Source organism: Paraburkholderia sp., from assembly GCF_035948235.1.
Lineage (GTDB): Bacteria > Pseudomonadota > Gammaproteobacteria > Burkholderiales > Burkholderiaceae > Paraburkholderia.
Genome location: NZ_DASZJJ010000239.1, coordinates 1 through 18,141, shown reverse-complemented (window position 1 = coordinate 18,141; position 18,141 = coordinate 1). Strand labels below are relative to the sequence as shown.

The 18,141-nt window shown below is 62.1% G+C and carries 16 protein-coding genes; 5 read left to right on the top strand and 11 right to left on the bottom strand.

The window, feature by feature from the left end:
- The 6 genes from VG320_RS20810 to VG320_RS20785 all read right to left on the bottom strand — a co-directional run.
- Window positions 1-783 (bottom strand): porin (locus tag VG320_RS20810; protein WP_327201953.1); only part of this gene is annotated, 783 nt, incomplete at its 3' end.
- A gap of 74 nt (window positions 784-857) precedes the next feature.
- Window positions 858-1,418 carry an RBBP9/YdeN family alpha/beta hydrolase gene (locus VG320_RS20805; protein WP_327201952.1) on the bottom strand — a complete coding sequence of 187 codons (561 nt, stop codon included), beginning with the start codon at window positions 1,416-1,418 and terminating at the stop codon, window positions 858-860.
- A 19-nt stretch (window positions 1,419-1,437) separates the two neighbouring features.
- The gene (locus VG320_RS20800; RefSeq protein ID WP_327201951.1) at window positions 1,438-2,286 is read right to left on the bottom strand and encodes a TauD/TfdA dioxygenase family protein; all 849 of its coding nucleotides are present in this window, start codon (window positions 2,284-2,286) and stop codon (window positions 1,438-1,440) included.
- Window positions 2,287-2,296: 10 nt separating this feature from the next.
- Window positions 2,297-3,277 carry a quinone oxidoreductase gene (locus VG320_RS20795; RefSeq protein ID WP_327201950.1) on the bottom strand — a complete coding sequence of 327 codons (981 nt, stop codon included), beginning with the start codon at window positions 3,275-3,277 and terminating at the stop codon, window positions 2,297-2,299.
- Window positions 3,278-3,373: 96 nt separating this feature from the next.
- The gene (locus tag VG320_RS20790; protein ID WP_327201949.1) at window positions 3,374-4,693 is read right to left on the bottom strand and encodes an MFS transporter; all 1,320 of its coding nucleotides are present in this window, start codon (window positions 4,691-4,693) and stop codon (window positions 3,374-3,376) included.
- A gap of 74 nt (window positions 4,694-4,767) precedes the next feature.
- A complete protein-coding gene (locus tag VG320_RS20785) occupies window positions 4,768-5,826 on the bottom strand; it encodes a 3-keto-5-aminohexanoate cleavage protein (protein WP_327201948.1) in 1,059 nt (352 codons plus the stop codon).
- A gap of 118 nt (window positions 5,827-5,944) precedes the next feature.
- Between VG320_RS20785 and VG320_RS20780 the strand changes: the two genes are divergently transcribed.
- Complete coding sequence (locus tag VG320_RS20780) at window positions 5,945-6,976, top strand: AraC family transcriptional regulator (RefSeq protein WP_327201947.1); 1,032 nt, start codon at window positions 5,945-5,947, stop codon at window positions 6,974-6,976.
- Window positions 6,977-7,012: 36 nt separating this feature from the next.
- On the opposite strand, the gene VG320_RS20775 is transcribed toward VG320_RS20780, so the two are convergent.
- From VG320_RS20775 to peaA, 5 genes are all read right to left on the bottom strand, one after another.
- Window positions 7,013-8,077 carry a purine nucleoside permease gene (locus VG320_RS20775; RefSeq protein WP_327201946.1) on the bottom strand — a complete coding sequence of 355 codons (1,065 nt, stop codon included), beginning with the start codon at window positions 8,075-8,077 and terminating at the stop codon, window positions 7,013-7,015.
- 220 nt (window positions 8,078-8,297) lie between these two features.
- Entirely contained in the window at window positions 8,298-9,455 is a 1,158-nt protein-coding gene (gene peaD / locus VG320_RS20770; RefSeq protein WP_327201945.1) for a quinohemoprotein amine dehydrogenase subunit beta, read from the bottom strand.
- A 26-nt stretch (window positions 9,456-9,481) separates the two neighbouring features.
- Window positions 9,482-9,805, bottom strand: coding sequence for a quinohemoprotein amine dehydrogenase subunit gamma (qhpC, locus tag VG320_RS20765; RefSeq protein WP_027819789.1), 324 nt, complete (start codon window positions 9,803-9,805; stop codon window positions 9,482-9,484).
- A 1-nt stretch (window position 9,806) separates the two neighbouring features.
- Entirely contained in the window at window positions 9,807-11,246 is a 1,440-nt protein-coding gene (gene peaB, locus VG320_RS20760; RefSeq protein WP_327201944.1) for a quinohemoprotein amine dehydrogenase maturation protein, read from the bottom strand.
- An 88-nt stretch (window positions 11,247-11,334) separates the two neighbouring features.
- Window positions 11,335-12,954 carry a quinohemoprotein amine dehydrogenase subunit alpha gene (peaA, locus tag VG320_RS20755; RefSeq protein ID WP_327201943.1) on the bottom strand — a complete coding sequence of 540 codons (1,620 nt, stop codon included), beginning with the start codon at window positions 12,952-12,954 and terminating at the stop codon, window positions 11,335-11,337.
- A gap of 505 nt (window positions 12,955-13,459) precedes the next feature.
- On the opposite strand from peaA, the gene VG320_RS20750 reads away from it, so the two are divergent.
- From VG320_RS20750 to VG320_RS20735, 4 genes are all read left to right on the top strand, one after another.
- Window positions 13,460-14,965: an aldehyde dehydrogenase family protein gene (locus tag VG320_RS20750; protein ID WP_327201942.1), complete on the top strand. Its 1,506-nt coding sequence runs from the start codon at window positions 13,460-13,462 to the stop codon at window positions 14,963-14,965.
- A 123-nt stretch (window positions 14,966-15,088) separates the two neighbouring features.
- Window positions 15,089-15,406 carry a high-potential iron-sulfur protein gene (locus VG320_RS20745; protein WP_327201941.1) on the top strand — a complete coding sequence of 106 codons (318 nt, stop codon included), beginning with the start codon at window positions 15,089-15,091 and terminating at the stop codon, window positions 15,404-15,406.
- Between the two features lie 198 nt (window positions 15,407-15,604).
- The gene (locus VG320_RS20740; RefSeq protein ID WP_327201940.1) at window positions 15,605-17,503 is read left to right on the top strand and encodes a sigma-54-dependent Fis family transcriptional regulator; all 1,899 of its coding nucleotides are present in this window, start codon (window positions 15,605-15,607) and stop codon (window positions 17,501-17,503) included.
- A 13-nt stretch (window positions 17,504-17,516) separates the two neighbouring features.
- The coding region (locus VG320_RS20735) for an ABC transporter ATP-binding protein (protein ID WP_327201939.1) at window positions 17,517-18,141 on the top strand (625 nt) is incomplete at its 3' end.

Sequence of the window (18,141 nt, the reverse complement as noted above, 5' to 3'; positions counted from 1 at the left end):
GACATAGTAAAAGCGGTTATTGGCGACGCCTGTTGCCGGAACAGCCGGCGCGCTCGGGTAATTGGCCGGGTAGGGATCGGTATCGTGGCCGTTGTAGTACACCGCGGCCAGATTAAAGCCGTAATTCGAATACTTGAGCACGGCCGATTCGCGCGTACCGCCCTGGAAGTGCCCCGGCGTGCCGCCCGGCGCAAATTCGAGCGCAACGGTTGCGCCATAGAATTTCGGCGACGTGTAGACCAGCGCGTTGCTGTCATAGAGCGCGCCGATAGGTGCATTCGTATTGGTGCCGGGCCAGCCCGCTGCCTGATTGAGACCGAGCCACGCGGTCAGGATGCTGCCGAAGTATTGCGCACCGCGCACATCGGTGTCCGCCATCGCGTAGATCATTGGCACGATCTGCCGCCCGGCGTCGATCGTACCGAATGGCCCGGACACGCCGATGCTGGCGTACTGGTTGAAGAGCGCGGTCACGCCCGGCGTGTCGGACAGACCCGGTTTGCCGTTGGTGGAGGTGAACGACCCTTGCAGCCTGAAGTTGACCTTGTAGCCGCCGCCAATGTCCTCGCTGCCCTTCAAGCCCCACAGGCTGGAGAAGATGCCGCCGTCCTTGAGTTGCCAGGTGTGCCCCAGATTCCGCGCGTTCGGCGCGAACGATGCCGCCGCAGTGGTCTGATAAAGCAAGCCGCTGTCGAGCACGCCGTAGAGCGTGACCGACGACTGCGCGTAAGCTGCGGGTGCAATAACCATCAGCACTGCCAGGCTATAACGATTCAGTTTCATTGCGTCTCCGATCTCCAGTGCGCCGGGTGGACCCGGCTGCTTATGGTTTGATACTTTAGTAAAGCGGTATGACCTCAGTAAAGTTCATGAATCAGTGTTTCGGCCATCGGCCATTCGCCAAACCCCGCGGCTGGATTCAGGTGGCCGACTTCGCCTAGATCGACGAGCCGGCTACCCCAGCTTTGCGCCATCGCTTCGACGCGCTCGAATCGTGCAAGCGGATCGTTGCGGCTCGCAGCGACGATACCCGGAAACGGCAGCGGCTTTGCCGGAATGGGCAGCCAACCCGCCTGGGCGAGCGTGTCCAGTGCTGGATAGCCTTCGGGCAACGGCGTCTCCAGATCGGCGGGAGTGGCCAGCAGCGCACCGTGAATCCTGCGGCTGTGTTGCTGGGCCCAGTGCACCGTAATCATCACGCCCGCGCTATGCGCGACCAGGATCACCGGGCCGTCAATTTTCGCGAGCGCTGCGTCAAGCGCTGCAACGCGGGCCGCGCAACTGAGTTTGTCGTGCTCAAGCGGCGGCACCGAAGCCGCCTTGCTCAATCTGCCCTCAAGCAAGGTTTGCCAATGCTCCGGAACATGATCGCGCAGGCCCGGGACCATCAGTATGGTGGGTGTCGTATCGGTCGTCATGACTTGGTCTCCAGGCGGCTCAATACGGTTTGTCGCCGATAATGCCGGCGCGCTCCATCTTGCGGTGACACGGCTCGTAGTCCATCACCGCATAGTGCTGCGTGCTGCGGTTGTCCCAGATTGCGATGCTGTTGGGTTTCCAGCGCCAGCGAACCTGATACTCAGGGATATAAGCCTGACTGATCAGATAGCGCAGCAACTCGCCCGCGCCCGGATTGGCGTCCTGCCCAAAACGCACGCGCTGCGGCGTGTGGTAATTGGTGAAATGCGTCGCGAAGGCACTCACGAACAACACCTTTTCACCGGATTCCGGATGCGTGCGCACGACCGGATGTTCCGCGTCCGGATATTGCGTCTTTAAAGCGAGGCGCTTTTCGATCGGCATAGCAGCGCCGAAGCTCGCTTCGATGCTATGGCGTGCGCGCAGATCCGCGATCTGCGTCTTGATGTGGTCCGGCAGTTTTTCATAGGCAAGGACCATATTCGCCCACATCGTATCGCCGCCCACCGGCGGGCACTCCACGCAGCGCAGCACAGCGCCGAACTGCGGTGCATCGCGCCAGGTGGCATCCGCGTGCCACGCGTTTTCATAGCGATCGTTAGGCTGCTCCGGATTCTTGTAGATGCGCACAAGGCCCGGATGCTCGGGATCGCTGCCCGCAACCGGATGGTCCTCCAGCTCGCCAAAACGGCGCGCAAACGCAACGTGCTCAGCGCGCGAAATGTTCTGGTCGCGCAGGAACAGCACGCGATGTTCGAGCAGCGCCCCACGGATCTCAGCAAACAGGCCATCGTCGTGGATGGCATGGGCCAGGTTCACGCCGACCAGTTCGGCGCCAATGGCGCACGTCAATTGTTCGACTCGCATGGCGCTCCCCTCAGATGACGAAAACCGACGAGCCTGTTGTCTTGCGCGACTCCAGGTCGCGATGGGCCTGGGCTGCGTCCTCCAGCGCGTAACGCTGGTTCAGCTCGATCCTGATGCGGCCTGAGGCGACATGCCCGAAGAGTTCGCCGGCTAGTTCGTCCTTCTCGGCCGGGTCGGCGATATAGTCCGCCAGCGCCGGGCGCGTCAGGTACAGCGAACCCTTCATCGCCAGGATCTGCGGATTGAACGGCGGAATCGGACCGGAGGCGGTGCCGACGCACACCATCAGGCCACGACGCTTGAGCGAATCCAGCGACGCCTCAAACGTATTCTTGCCGACGCTATCGAACACAACATCGACGCCAACGCCATGGGTCAGTTCGCGCACGCGCTTCGCCACGTCTTCGCGGCTGTAATCGATGATGTGATCGCAGCCGTGCGCGCGCGCCACCTCGCCCTTGGCCTCGCTCGACACCGTGCCGATGACGTTCAGGCCCAGCAGCTTCGCCCATTGCGACACGATCAGGCCCACACCGCCTGCTGCCGCATGCAACAAAATGGTCTCGCCCGCCTTGAAGTCATGAATGCGGCGCATCAGGTACGACGCGGTCAGGCCTCTCATCGTCATGCCGGCCGCCGTTTCGCAGGAGATTGCGTCCGGCAGCTTGATAAGCGGCGCAGCCGGAACCAGACGCTCCGTGCTATACGCGCCTAGCGTGTTGATAAATCCCGTGTACGTCACGCGCTCGCCTACAGCAACGTTATGCACGTCAGCGCCGATTGCCTCGACCACCCCCGCCGCCTCGACACCCATGCCCGAAGGCAACGGTACCGGGTACAGGCCAGTGCGGAAATAGGTGTCGGCGAAATTCAGACCGACTGCTTCATGACGCAAGCGGACCTGTCCGGGCCCTGGCTCGCCCACTTCCACGGTTTCATATCGCAGGACTTCAGGACCGCCGGTTTCGTGGAAACGTACTGCTTTTGCCATTTTCTACTCCAGATTTTCTTTGTACTACAGATTAATTTTTATGGGAGATGCGTGAGATTGAATCACGCGAGATGAGGGGTGAAATCAGCGGCTAGATCAGCGCCCGGCCTGAACGCGCAAGGCATTCACCCGATCGAGGTCGGCGCGATAGCTGCGCTTGCCAATGAAGAATGCGATCGCGGCGACGAGCGGCGCGAATGGCACCAGTTGCAGCGCCCCGAGCAGCCCAATGCGGTCGGCTACGATGCCGGTCAGGATGGCGGCTGGCGCCAGTCCCAGCAGATTGTTCGCCAACGTGAGCGTTGCAAATGCCGATGCGTGAATCGACGGTGGCGTCAGGTTTGCCACCATCGCCCCGGAAGGCCCCGTCGATCCTGCACAGAAAAACATGCCGACGCCAATTACGACGAGTTGCGCCGGTCCCGCAGGCATGCGAAAACCCGTTGCCAGCGCCACAAAGCAGATCACGCAGAACGCCACAGCGATGCTCCACTTCCGCTCCCGCCGCTGCTTGCTGATGCGGTCGGCCAGATTGCCGCACGCCACCATGCCAACCGCGGTCGCCAGCACGAACACGGCGGCGCAAATGGCCGCACTGCCGGTGGGCATGCCGTAGTAGCGGTTCAGGAAGCTGGGCATCCACGCCCAGACGGCGGCAGGAACCAACAGATGGACCCCGCTGCCGATATAGGCGCACACGACCGACTTTGTCGAGAAAAGGCCTTTCATCAAGGCACGAAAGCTCATGCGCACACCCGGGACGGGCGCACAGGGGACCGATTCGGCAGGCTGGAGTTTCGCCACCTGCTTTTCCGTCACCACGAACACGTAGCCAGCCAGCAGGACGATCCCAAGCGCCGCCATCGCGCCAAACGCAGCACGCCAGCCAAGATGAGCCCCGACCACGCCGCCGAGCGCCATCCCCAGCACCGAGCCGAACGCGCCTCCGGCCATGAACGCCGCCGTGAGCGTAGCGCGCAGGCGAGCCGGAAAGATGCTAAGGACTACTGCGATACCAACGCTCCCGTAGGCCGCCTCACCCACACCCACGAACGCACGCGCAAGCAGCATTTCGTGATAGTTGGTCGAAAACGCGCAACCCAGCGTGGCTAAACTCCACATCGCGGCCATCAATGCGATGCTCTTGATACGCCCCCAACGGTCGGCCAGCACCGAAAGTGGAAACGTCAGCACCCCGACCATCAGCGCCACTACACTGCTCAGCGAGCCCAGATGAGTATCGGAAAGATGCCAGGTGTTCCTGAGCATCGGAAACACCGCATTCAACACCTGGCGCGACATGTAGTCGGAGAGCAGCAACCCGACCGTCAGCGCAAAGACCACCCACGCATAGGCGCTAACATCGCCTTGCGTCGTCGAGTCATGGCCCGTTGCGGGCTCGGCATGCGTGAGCATGAGTTTGTCTCCTTCATGTCCTGCTTTTTATTTGTCGACGTCAACCGACGTCTGCCGACTACGCTCAGGCTGCGTTATGCAACCTTGCGCAGATGGCCCTGCTGCCGCCCCTCGCGATTGGGCGCGAAGCCATTGGCCGCGAGCGACTCTTCCACGGTGTCGTAGAACACGCCGATTTTCGAAATGTCGCGTGCCTGCTGGGCCGTTGCGATTGGTCGGCCAAACTCGCGCGAAATGCGCACCAGTTGCTCGATCTGCTCGACGGTGCTGAACTTCCCGGTGCGCTGCTGGTTCCACAAATTGTCTTCGATGCCGCAGCGTACGTGCAGGCCCATGGCGATGCCCATCATGTTGATCGGCAGCACATTGAGCACCGAACTTTCCACCGTCAGCACCGCGCCGTCCGGAACCGCACGGACGATATTGGCCATGTTGTAGATATTCGGCGCATCCATACCGCCGCTGATCGCCACCCAGTTCATGACCAGCGGCCCCTTATAGATGCCTCTGCGCATCAGGCGCTCGACCGACTCGAAACTATTGATGTTGTAGCACTGAAACGCGCTCTGGATGCCGGCAGCGGAAAGACGGCGGATATGCTCCTCGACCCAGCCGGGCTGCGAAGGCACCGTCATTTCCTTGTAAGCCTGATAAACGGCCGGATCTTCCATCGAGGTGCCGCGTACGTCCTCGAAGTCGAAATGCTCCAGCACGTTCATCTGCGACGTATTCACGGTTACCGTGACCTGGTCGGGTTTGGGGTCGAGTTCGGCCAGCATGTGGCGCGTATCGTCGGAGAGCCACTTGGCGGCCGCACCATCGCTTTCCGGCGCAAACGAGATCGAGCCGCCCACCTGAATGATCATTTCAGGCACGGCCTTGCGCACACCAGCGACGAGTTCGTTGAATTTCGACAGACGTTTGGAGCCGCGTCCATCGAGCTCGCGCACATGCAGGTGCAGCACCGTGGCGCCCGCGTTATAGCAGTCCACCGCTTTCTGGATCTGCGCTTCCATCGTCACCGGAATATCCTCCGGGAAATCGGACGGCACATATGAGGGCGCATACGGCGCGGCCGTGATGATGAGCGGTTGCTGGTTTTCGGGGAACAGGTGTCCGTCGAGGAAGTTCATGCGTGTCTCCGCGGGTTGGAATTAATTGGAATGCGTTTGCTTCAGCACAAGACTATCCCCCCGACATCGAACGCGATGTATTATTCGTGACATTGGATGTCGAAATTGGGACACAGCGATGAACGTAAAGAGCGGCTTCACACCGCTGATCCGCAGCGCCAGCCTGACCGGCTACGCCGATCTGGCACGTCACCACGGACTCAACCCCGAGGCGATGATGCGCAAGGTGGGACTCACCTCCCGCAGCCTTGTCGACCCCGACATGCCGATCAGTCCCACGGCGGTGAGCCAGTTGCTGGAGGACAGCGCGGCGACGGCAGGCGTGGAGGACTTCGGTTTGCAACTGGCCGAGCATCGCCGCCTGGCAAACCTGGGGCCGATCAGTCTGGTGATGCGCGAAGCACCAAGCGCCCGCCAGGCGCTGGATAACCTGTGTCGATATATGCGCCTCATCAACGCGGTGCTGCTCACCAGCATCGAAGACTTTGGCGACACGGTGTTGATTCGGGTGGAGTTGCTGGTGACCGGCAGGCAGTCGGTGCGCCAGTCGGTTGAGATGGCCGTGGGCGTGCTTTACCGCGCCATCCAGGAATTACTGGGGAAAACCTGGCGGGCGCGCAGCATCGGTTTCAGACATCGTCAACCGTATGGCGCGACGCGTCATAAAGCGCTGTTTGGCGGTGGCGTCGAATTCAATGCCAGTTTTAACGGCATCGTCTGTTCAGCAAGGGATCTGGATGCGCCGATATCGGCCGACGACGCTCATATGACGCCTCACGTCCGTCGTCTGCTCGATAATGCGCTGTCCGGATCGGCGGAAAGTGCCACGCATACCGTGCGGCAGGTCGTGATCGCCATGTTGCCAGGCGGCCGATGCACATCGGACCAGGTCGCCAGACACCTGGGCGTGGATCGCCGGACCCTGCATCGACGTCTGGCCGCGGAAGGCACGAGCTATTTCGCACTGCATCAGTCGATTCGCGCCGAACTCGCCTCGCGCCAGATCCTCGATAGCGACCGGTCGCTCGCCGAGCTTGCGGATCTACTGGGTTTTTCAAGCTCCAGTGCGTTCGCTTTCTGGTTCAGAAAGCAGTTTGGCATGACGGTGTCGAACTGGAAGAAAAGCTCGCTGGCGGTAACGGAAGCCTGACACGGGAGCGGTTGCGTCGCGTGTCAGGCCAACACACTAGCGCTGCGGCACACCAGAGCGCCACTCGCCCCAGTGCATGACGATGTCCTGCACGAGTGGATTGCCCGTGAGGAAAAGATTGTTGATCGCAATCGCAAAGCCGCCCTGCGATGCGTAGTTGAGCAGATTATCGGCGCTGGTTTGACCCGCATACGGACGGTCGAAATCCGAGCCTGCCCGCAGCACCGCGATACGGTTGAGATCGACGCGATGCGCCGCCGCTGCGCGTTTGAGCGCCTCGTAGGTGGCGTTATCTTCCTGCTGCGTAGTGCAATAAGTGCCCTTGCCGTCGGTCAGTATCTTCGTCCATTGCCGCGCGCGCTCGCCGATATCCGTGCCCGACCACCAGGTATCGCCCGCCAGGGTATCGCACTGAAGAACGGTTGGCGGACGGTTGGCCGGCGCATAGTTGTATTTCGCGCGCGCCGCCTGCGCCTGCGGACTGTCGCTTAGCGTCACGCTGCGCGACAGCGCGAACGCCGCGTTCGAGAGCGCCGGATTGAGCTGGAACACTTCGGTGCGATAGTCGAGCGGCGGCTTCTGCGTGGGGTCCGTCGTGTTGATGCCGAGATAGCCGGTATTCCAGCCCTGCGGTATTTCACGTCCGTCGATTTCCCACTGGATGCCGAAGTCGACCAGCCAGTTAGCCCACGCAGCGGAACCAACGGTCCCCTGCTGCGGATCGATACCGGCAATGCCCGCCACCATGAAATACGTATGGCGCAGATCGAAACGCGGCGAGAACGCCAAGGCCATCATCGACGCGGCGGCATTCGTATGCCCCATGCCGGTCGTCATCACACAGATATCCTGGCGATTGCAATGCACGGCCGGATAGTCGGGAGACAAACCCGCTACCGTGATGTCCTGCCACGGACCAAGGTGATCGAGCCATACCTGGCCTTCCGGACCGAACATCGAAACAATCATCACCTTGACCGGACGACCATGCGAGGCGCCGTCCTCCTGCGCAAAACCGTCGTCGGCATGCGCAATGGCCGGCGCGAGCGCGCTGGTCACCAGCAACGATGAAATCCCTGCAATAAAAGCACGATTTAGCATACTGGGCTGCGCCTCTCAGGTTGAAACTGCGGTTGCGAAACGTAAATCGCGTGCCGTGTTATCGACCGAAGCCTTGATTTTTATCGGCGTGCAGCGTGGGACCTGGGCGTAAGCCATTCAGGCGAGGCCTAGTATAAGCGCAGAAAAAAATTCTCATGACAAATGCGCGCGGGCACGACCTGCGTTGTGCCCGCATCGTGCCCGCGCGCTCGTGGCGCACTTATCGCGTGAAAATCTGCGCTGTCGTGATCGCCATGTCGCCGCCTGGCAGCGGGATGTCCTTGAGCTTCTTGAGCGAATCGGCGTCGTAGACTGCCACGGTGTTGAAGGTGCCAGCAAGATAGATCTTGTCCCCCGCCTTGTCGAGAGACAGGCAGTAGTACGAATGATCGAGCGACGCACTCGTAATCATCTTCTCGTTCTTGATATCGTATTTCACGAGCCGGTTCAGCACGCCGTACATCACGTTCGGGTCCTTCGGTGATCGGCCGCCCGTGAAATAGACCTCCGTGACCGGCGCGAAATCCGTGAGCGTGGCTTTGCCGCTCTTCAGGTCGATATCGACATAGCCATACATGGTCTGGGCTTTCGCGGGATCTTTCTTTTCATCGGGAAAGCGGTCGGCCGTATAGAGCAGATTGAACGCGTGCTGCGGGCGCTGCTGCGGCCAGACGTACAGCACGTCGGGGCGACCATAGAGGGGGCGCGTCCAGTTGCGCAGCGGCACGGCCACATCGTATTGGCCGGTCTGCGCGTTCATGCGGTAGATGTCCGGTCCAACAACGAACAGCGACCCGTCGTCCGCCGCCTGAATCAGGGTGGTCTGGCGCGGCGCGGCAAAGCTGCGGATCGGCCTGGCGTCCATGCCGCCGTCGGTGGACCACACCTGCAAACGCGGCGCTTCCACTTCATAGCTGTCGCGATTCATCTTTGTCGGATTGACGACGCTATAGATCTCCCTGCCGTCCGGACTCACGGCGATCGAGAACATCGCCCGCGCGCGCTCGTCCCAGTTTTGCGCGAGTGCCGCATGAAACACCGTCTTGCAGCTATCGAGATCGACGCCGTACAGATCGCCGTAGTGATTGTTCAGCACATAGGCGCGCTTGCGGTCCGGGCTGATCTGCATCGTGCCGGGGCCGAACGAATCGGGCAGCGCGCAGGTCTTGACGACACTATCCGTGGCGGTGTCTATCACGCTCAGGTTGTTCGGGTAGTTCGTCACCGCAAGATATTCGTGCCCGTTCGCCAGTGGCGCGGCAGTATTCGCGGCGAGCTTCGCGCCCACTTCGGGCGCTTTGTCCGATTGCGCCAGCGCGGGCATCGCAAAAAACAAGGTAACTAGCGCAGCGCACGCGCTCTGCTTCCTCAATTGCATGGTGTGTCCTCTCAGATTCGCGTGGCTCAGTTGTCTTTGGGAAATACGCTGCCGAGATTGCGCCAGTCCTTGCCCGAATCGGCGGCCGTCTTGTTCCAGTCCTGGAAGGTGGTCATCATGTCGGGCACCTGAGCGGGCCACCAGCACGGATCGGAGCAGCCGTAGAGGTCCGCTTCCATCGGCTGGCACAGCGAGGCCACCCCGCCGAACACGTCCACTTCCCAGCCGGGGTCGGTGGTGGCGGTGCAGCCCGCCACCGACGTCATCGCGACCACCTCTTCCAGGCGGTCTTCGGCTGCCGCCTGTTCCAGTTGCTTCGCCTTGTTGTTGAGCGGCTTGAGATGTTTCATATCAGTGAGCCTTGCGGGTCGTGATGTGTTGTTCGATGAACGCGGGATTGCCGGCCATGATGCGGCTATAGATTTCGATGCCGAAATCCACCCAGTCGCGCATCAGCTCGCAATAGTGGTAGGTGGGATGCTGCGGATCGCCGTAGCGCGCGTAACTCTCGTGATAGCAGCCGCCCGAGCAGAGATTGCGGATGCGGCAGGTCTCGCAGCCCGTCCCTTCGCGTTCGAGCCGCTGCGACAGAAAGCCCGTGAGTTGCTCGGTGTTCACGCCGGTATGGACATTGCCGAAGGTCGGCAGCGTCGATCCCGTGAAGCGGTGACACAGATTCAGTTCGCCCTGGTGATCGACGGCCAGCATCTTCAGGCCCGCGCCGCAGGGCAGCGATTTTTTATGGCCCTCGTGGATATCGGTAATGAGTTGATGCAGATTCGAAAAGCCGATATTGCGGTTCTCCAGCGCCGCCGCCAGATAACGCCGCCCGAGCGCCTTCATATTGTCGAACACGCGCTTCAATTCTTCGGGCTGCAGATTAAAGGTATCGAGCGCACCGGATGTGACCGGCGCGAACCCTACTTCGGCGAAACCGAGTTCATTGAAGAGGTGATCCCAGATGCCCGCGATATCGGTCACGCCGCTCGTGAGCGTGACGCGCGCGCCCACCGGCCGGCTGCGATAACGCTTTAGCAGCATTTCGACCTTGCGCCGCACGACATCGTAGGTGCCCGTGCCGCCCACGGTGCGCCGGTTCAGATCGTGCACGGAACGCGGACCGTCCATGCTCACGGACAGACCAAAACGATGTGCGTCGAGCCAGTCGACAATCTCTTCGGTCAGAAGCGTCGCGTTGGTCGTCATGACGAAATCGACGCCCTTGCCCAGCGCACCAAAACGCAGCTCGCAATACTCGACCATGTTCTCGATGAGCTTGCGGTTGCTCAGCGGCTCACCGCCGAAGAACACCACGGTATAGCGCGGCTCGTCGGGCGACTGTTCGATCAGCATCTCCACCGAAGCCTTCGCCGTTTCCAGATCCATGCGCCGCCCGGCCGAGGGTGTATCGAGGTCCTCCTTGTAGCAATACGTGCAGCTCAGATTGCAGCCCGTATTCACATTGAGCACGACGGTATTGAGTTGCACGCGCTCCACCCGCTTGATGCCGATTTCCGGCGTCAGCGGCGAGCCGTCGCTCACCACTTCCAGCGCCAGCAGTTCTTCCAGCGTTTCGTTCAACTCACTGCGCTCGCCTTGCGCAGGCGTATTTGCGAGGCGCGCGAACAATTCATCAGCCGTGCAACTGCTTACGCGCAGCGCGTCGATGATCGCGGCCGTCATGCGATCGGCGGCGAATAACGAACTACTCGGTACATGGAACATCAGGCGGGCATCGTCCACCTGCACTTCGTGGACGTTGCGCTCCACCACGTTCAGCATGCCGTTCATCTCACTCTCCTTGCATTCGATCCGGTGCTATGCATTTGCGGCGCGCGCCGTTACGCAGCGCGCCGTTACGACTGGCGCGGCGCGCGTGTCACGGAATCGGCGGATTGTTCCAGCGCTGCACGCCGACGATCAGATGCGCCTTACCCGTCACGGTCTGCCCCGCATCGTCCACGGCCGCGATCACGTTGAGATTGCCGGTGTTGTTGGTGGACATGCGCCGCGCCGGATTGGGGCCCGCGTCGCCGGGCGTGAAGATGCCCGCGGCGGCCTGCATCGCGCCCGAGAATTTCACATCGCGATCGTCCTTCGCCTGCTCGTCGAATGGCTCGACCGACCATTTCGCCGGAACCACGCCAATACGGAACGGTTTGCCCGCCGCGTCCACGCCCCAGGCCTCGGCATCGAAGCGGCCTTCGACCTTGGGCAGCGGGCCGCCGTTGCCGCCAATACGCGCCACGGCATACTCCGGCACCACCTTCACATCCTTGATCGCGCGATAGACCGCGAATTGACCGCCTTGCGTATTGTTGAGCGTCACGGTGCGCGTACCCACCGCGCTGTCACCGTTCGCCGTCACCCGCACGCGGATCGCCTGCGCCGTGCGCGCCAGCACGCCGCTCACCTGCACACCCGGCCCGAAATCAGGCGTGCCCTGCAGGTTTGCGCCCACCACGGTCAACTCAGTGCTCTCGCCCGCCTTGATAAACGCCGGCTGCACGGCGAGGATGCGCGGCGCGCCCTTCGAATCCAGCTTCGCCGCGTCGAAGTCGAGTCCGCGCTCGTCATGCGCCTCGTCGAACATGCGGCCTTTCATCTCGCCATTGGTGGCGGCCAGCACCTGATGCATCTCGACGCCTTGCACCTTGATGCTCGCGCGCCATTCGTAGCCGTCGTAGAGCACGGCCGTGCCGCTGCCATCAAACGCGCCGCCGTCGGCGAAATGGCCTTTGAGCGTGACCTTGAAAGTGTCTTTCGTGCCGCCCGTCACGGTCATCACGCCCGCAGCATCGCCGCGCCCCGGCATATGCCCGGCAAAGCTCCATGCGCCTGCAAGCGAAGTCGCTTTCGGACGCGTCTTCTGCCATTGCGTCCACTGCGCGCTCTCATAGGGATACTGCTGCGCGAGCATCGGCGCGATGTCCTTGAGCGCGACGTTGAGCCAGTCGCGGTCGCGGCCCATCGCCGAATATTCGATCGACGGCCATTGCCCAAGGTGGAAATTCACCAGGCGGTCCCACTCCGCCACCGGACGCCGTTGCAGCAGCGGACGCGCCGCCGAATGGCAACGCGCGCACATCTGCTTGAACTCGTCGGAGCCCAGCACTTCCTGGGTGTTGAGACGGCGCTCCAGCGCGTAGCGCGCATCGGCGGTTTCGGCAGGCGCCAGGCCCTGGCGATCGGCCAGATACTTGACGATGATCTGGCGGTCTTCATCGCTGATCACGAGCCCGTGCATGGTCTGCATGCGCCCAATCGTCATGAGCCAGCCTTCGGGCGTTTTGCGCTGATGGCTGATGCGGCTCCACGTATTCTTCGACTCCGCGCTATGGCAGGCGGCGCAGGTCTGGCTGATGATGGTCGGCGCGTCGCGCGTTTCTGCAGCGCTCTGGGCATGTGCGGTATGTGCCGCGAAAGCCAGCGGCACCAACGCGCTAGCAAGGCGAGCGCCGCGAACACGCAATGAAAAGCGGCGCGATGGAAAATTCATGAACAAGGCTCTGCTCCTTTACCGGGTTCTCTGTGGCCTGTCTCGTTTCGTCTCACACGGCGCGACTGATCCGCATGAGGTTTGTGAGGCGCTGCAATGCTTCGCCGGAGCATTAAGCATGGGTCGTGCCAATCCGATTTTATGCGCGCCCTGATGTTTTCAGCCCTTGAAACAAGGGTTTTTCTTATTGAGAGTTTCGGGTATTCACCGATACGAAAAATAATCCGCTTGCGCATTCACCGATTTATTTGATGCGCCCGCACGCATTTTCCCGTGTGCGTCCCGTGTCTGTCTCGTCTCATGTCGCACGAGAATTCTCAAAATGAGACACATCGGGCCGCGCCAGAAATCGCATCAGCCAATGCGCGCAATGGGCGCGAATGCCATTGCGCGCGCGTCTTTGGCGTTTTGAATACATGTGTTGCGAGGCGGCTGGTATGGAAGCTGCTTGACGCGCTCCCCGTTCGGCCCAATCCGGGCCCACTCAACGAGCGAGGAAATTCTCATGCAGGCTGCGCCCGCAACACTCCCGCAACTCCTTCCACAAACCCAGGCGTTTATCAAACGCGCGCCGACCATGCTGATCGGCGACGCCTGGGTAAGCGCCGCCAGCGGCGCAACGCTGCCCGTCTACAATCCCGCCACCGGCGCGCATCTGGCCGATGTGCCGAAGTCTGGCGCTGAAGACGTGGATCGTGCGGTGCAGGCCGCACGGCGCGCCTTCGACGAATCCGCATGGAGCCGCATGCGCCCACGCGAACGCCAGAATCTGCTCTGGCGTTTCGCCGATCTGATCGAGCGCGATGCGCAGATGCTCGCCGAACTCGAATGCTTGAACAACGGCAAGAGCGCGGCCGTGGCGCGCGTGATGGACGTGCAACTGGGTATCGATTTCCTGCGCTATATGGCGGGTTTCGCGACCAAGATCGAGGGCTCGACTGTCGAGGTATCCGCGCCGCTGATGCCCGATGCGCATCTGCACGGCTTCACGCGCCGCGAGGCCGTGGGCGTAGTGGGCGCGATCGTGGCATGGAATTTCCCGCTGCTGCTGGCGTGCTGGAAGCTCGGGCCGGCGCTCGCAACGGGTTGCACCGTGGTACTCAAACCCGCCGACGAAACGCCGCTCTCCGCGCTCAGGCTCGCGGAACTAGCGCTTGAAGCGGGCTATCCGCCGGGAGTGTTCAACGTGGTGACCGGCACGGGCGCGCAAGCCGGTGCTGCGCTTTCGCATCACCCCGATGTCGACAAGCTTACCTTCACCGGCTCGACGGAGGTGGGCAAATTAATCGGCAAGGCCGCGATGGAATCGATGACGCGCATCACGCTCGAACTGGGCGGCAAGTCGCCGACCATCGTGCTGGACGACGCCGATCCCGTAGCCGCCGCTCAAGGCGCGGCCACCGCCATCTTCTTCAACCAGGGCCAGGTGTGCTGTGCTGGTTCGCGCCTTTACGTGCAGCGCAAGCACTTCGACAACGTGGTGGGCGACATCGCATCGATCGCCAGCGGCATGAAACTCGGCAATGGCCTGGACCCGGCCACGGAAATGGGCCCGCTCATCTCGCTCAAGCAGCAGCAGCGCGTGTACGGCTATATCGAGCGCGGCCGCGCGGCGGGCGTGCAGATCGCCTGCGGCGGCGAGCAGTTCGGCCCGGGCTACTTCGTCAAGCCCACGGTAATCGTCGATGTCGAACAAAAAAGTCCGCTCGTACAAGAGGAAATTTTCGGGCCGGTGCTGGTGGCGATTCCGTTCGACACCATCGACGATGCATTGCGACTCGCCAACGATACGCGTTATGGACTGGGCGCAAGCATCTGGACCAATAACCTGAGCGCTGCGCATCGCATGATTCCGAAGATCCGTTCGGGGTCGGTGTGGGTCAATTGCCATAGTGCGCTCGACCCCGCCCTGCCGTTTGGCGGCTATCGCATGTCGGGCATTGGCCGCGAAATGGGCGCGGCCGCCATCGAGCATTACACCGAAATCAAATCGGTGCTGATGAACGTCTGAAGCGACTGCACCTGCTGCCGCGCGTTCAAAAAAGCGCGCGGCGATTCTGCAGAAATCCGGCATAAATCAGGCATAAGCCGGCCATAAAGCGCTTTCCTCACACTACAACGTCATATAAAAGTCATGCATTCAACTCCTGTCTCGCGCCGTACTTTCCTGATCGCCTGCGCCAGTAGCGTATTGTTGCCGCTTGCAGGCGAGGCACACGCCGAAGCCCCGCTCCTCGCGGATACCGATCCCGCCGCTCAGGCGCTGGGTTATCGCGCCGATGCCACGCATGTGGATAAGGCAAAGTTTGCGCGCTACGCAGCGGGTCAGGATTGCGGCAACTGCACGTTCTATCGGGGCAAACCCAGCGATGCCGCTGCGAACTGCCCGCTGTTCGGCGGCAAGCGCGTGGCTGCTGCGGGATGGTGCAACGGCTACAACAAAAAGACCTGATACGGTTGCGCTGGCACGTCTCCCGCTTGTCCGTAGCGCTTTGGCAGCCCGATGGAATGCGTTTTTGACCGGATGGACTTATCGCGGCAACCGTGCCAGATTAGCCCTTCGTTTCGCGCGGCATCCTCGCGGCAGTCTGCCAGGCGGCGCACCGAATCAACCATCCAGGGGGACAGCTTGCACGATTCCTTTCCTCCCATGCCGGCGCTGGCCGACCGGCAACACGCCGCTCAACTGATACGCGAGCGCCTACGCTCGGACAACCTGTTTCCGCAAGGCTGGCTGCGTATGGAGATTGACGCGTCGTGGCGGCGCAGCGTTGCGCATGGCGTACGCTGCTACGACGATGCACTGCTCAATCTGCGTGAGTTTCGCGACCTCGACGAACTGCGCGATGCCAACCGCATGCTGCTCGATGCCGCCGCGCCCGAACTCGAATTCCTCGCACAACGTTGCGGCCAGCAAGGCATCGTGATTCTTGCCAATGCCGAGGCCACGATACTGTCGGTCGAAGGCAACGCGGGCGCGCTCGCGGATCTTGGCATCGGCGATGTGTCGCCAGGCGCCACGTGGACCGAATCGTTGCGTGGCACCAATGCGCTGGGTACGGCGCTGGTGGAAGGACGTCCCGTTGCGATCGACAGCGGCGAGCATTTTCTGGGCCGCCTCGCGCGCTTTTCCTGCCGCTCGCTGCCAATCGCCGATCCGCACGGCAACGCCATCGGCGTGCTCGATCTCACGCGTGACGGCCAGTTGCCGCTCGCGCACGATACCTTGTCGATGCTGGTGGGCGCCGCTGCGAGCCATATTGAAGCGCGCCTGTTCGAAGCGTTTTTTCCGGATCATTTCGTCATCGCGTTTCATCCGCATCGCGCTTACCTCGATTCGAGCTGGTGCGGCGTACTCGCCGTGCGCGATGACGGCACGATCCTCGCCGCGAGCGCGCAGGCCTGCGAGCTGCTGGGCCGCGCGCGGGCCGATATCGTCGGGGTGCAATGTGCGAGCCTGCGCGGCATGAGTTTCGCGGCGTTCGTCGGGCAGGCGCATACGCTGGATATCGCCGACGTCGCGCGCGATCTGGCATTGCGCGTGTTGCGCGCGCCACGCCGCACGCACGCGAATATCCACTGTGGCAACGCGCGCACTGCTATTCGTTCGGACGAGCGCGAAGCCGGCCTCGTCAAGATCGCGGGGCGTCAAAGCCGCTTGCTGCGCGCCTTGCAAATGGCGCGGCGCGGCCTGGACAATGCCCTGCCTGTGCTCGTGCAGGGCGAAACGGGAACCGGCAAGGAAGTCGTCGCACGGGCGTTGCACGACGCCAGCGAACGCGCGGGCAAACCGTTCATCGCCGTGAATTGCGCCTCAATTCCCGAAGGCCTGATCGAATCCGAATTGTTCGGCTATCGCGACGGCGCATTTACTGGCGCACGCAAGGGCGGCATGCTCGGGCGTCTGATGCAGGCACACGGCGGCACGCTGTTTCTCGACGAAATCGGCGATATGCCGCTGCATCTCCAGGCCCGTCTGCTGCGCGTGTTGCAGGAGCGCAAGGTTGCACCGCTGGGTGCGGGCGAAGAACAGAGCATCGATATCGCCGTAATCTGCGCGACCCACCGCAGCTTGCCCGCGATGGTGCGCGACAAGAGCTTTCGCGAAGACCTGTTCTATCGCATCAACGGCGTGAGCGTGAGCTTGCCCGCCCTGCGCGAGCGTGACGATATCGATCTGATCGTCGCTTCCCTGCTGGAACGTCTGAACGCACAGCACGTACAGGTCAGCGATGAGTTATCCGAAATATTTCGCACCCATCCGTGGCCGGGCAATATCCGCCAACTGGAGATGGTCTTGCGTACCGCGCTCGCCGTGCGCGCCGACGACGAACATGAGATCGGCCTCGATCATCTCTGCGACGGCTTTATCGACGGCGCCTGCCCCACCGCGACGAATCCCGCCGGACGCGGCCTGATCCGCAAGCACGAAGACGTACTGATCCGTGAGAGCCTCGCGCGTCACGACGGCAACGTGGCGGCGGCGGCGCTCACGCTCGGTATCAGCCGCGCCACGCTGTATCGCAAGCTCAAGCGGCTGCGCCCCTGAATTCACTACGCTCATGCTGAACCTGCTGCTCCGTCTTGCGAAAACCGATGACCGCGCGCGCCTCGAAGCATCGATGGCGTGGCTCTATGGTTTCGTGCGGCCGCACCGGCTGGCGATCGCCGGGCTGCTGGCGCTATCGGCCTGCGCGTCGCTGCTCGTGCTGGTGCAACCGTGGATCACCAAGGAGATGATCGATCGCGGCCTGGTGGGGCGCGACTTTTCGATGCTGCTCGTGCTCGCGCTTGCGATGATCGGCGCGGGACTGATTGGCACGATACTCGGCGGCATCAATCGTTATCTGCACACGCGGCTCTCGGGGCACGTGCTGTTCGCCTTGCGCAGCGCCGTCTATGCGCATCTGCAAAAGCTGCCGCCTTCCTTCTATGGGCGCCGACGGATTGGCGATCTGCTCTCGCGCCTGGATGGCGACGTCGCGGAGATTCAGCGATTCGCGCTGGATGCGCTCTTTTCAGCGGTGTCGAGCGTGATCGGCTTGATCGGCTCGGTGGCGCTGCTGCTGACTTTATCGGTCAAACTCTCGTTGCTGGTGGCAGTGCTGATTCCGTTCGAAGCGCTCTGGCTACGCTGGATGCGCCGCAAGGTCGAGCGCGATGCGCGCGGCCTGCGCGAAAGTGCCG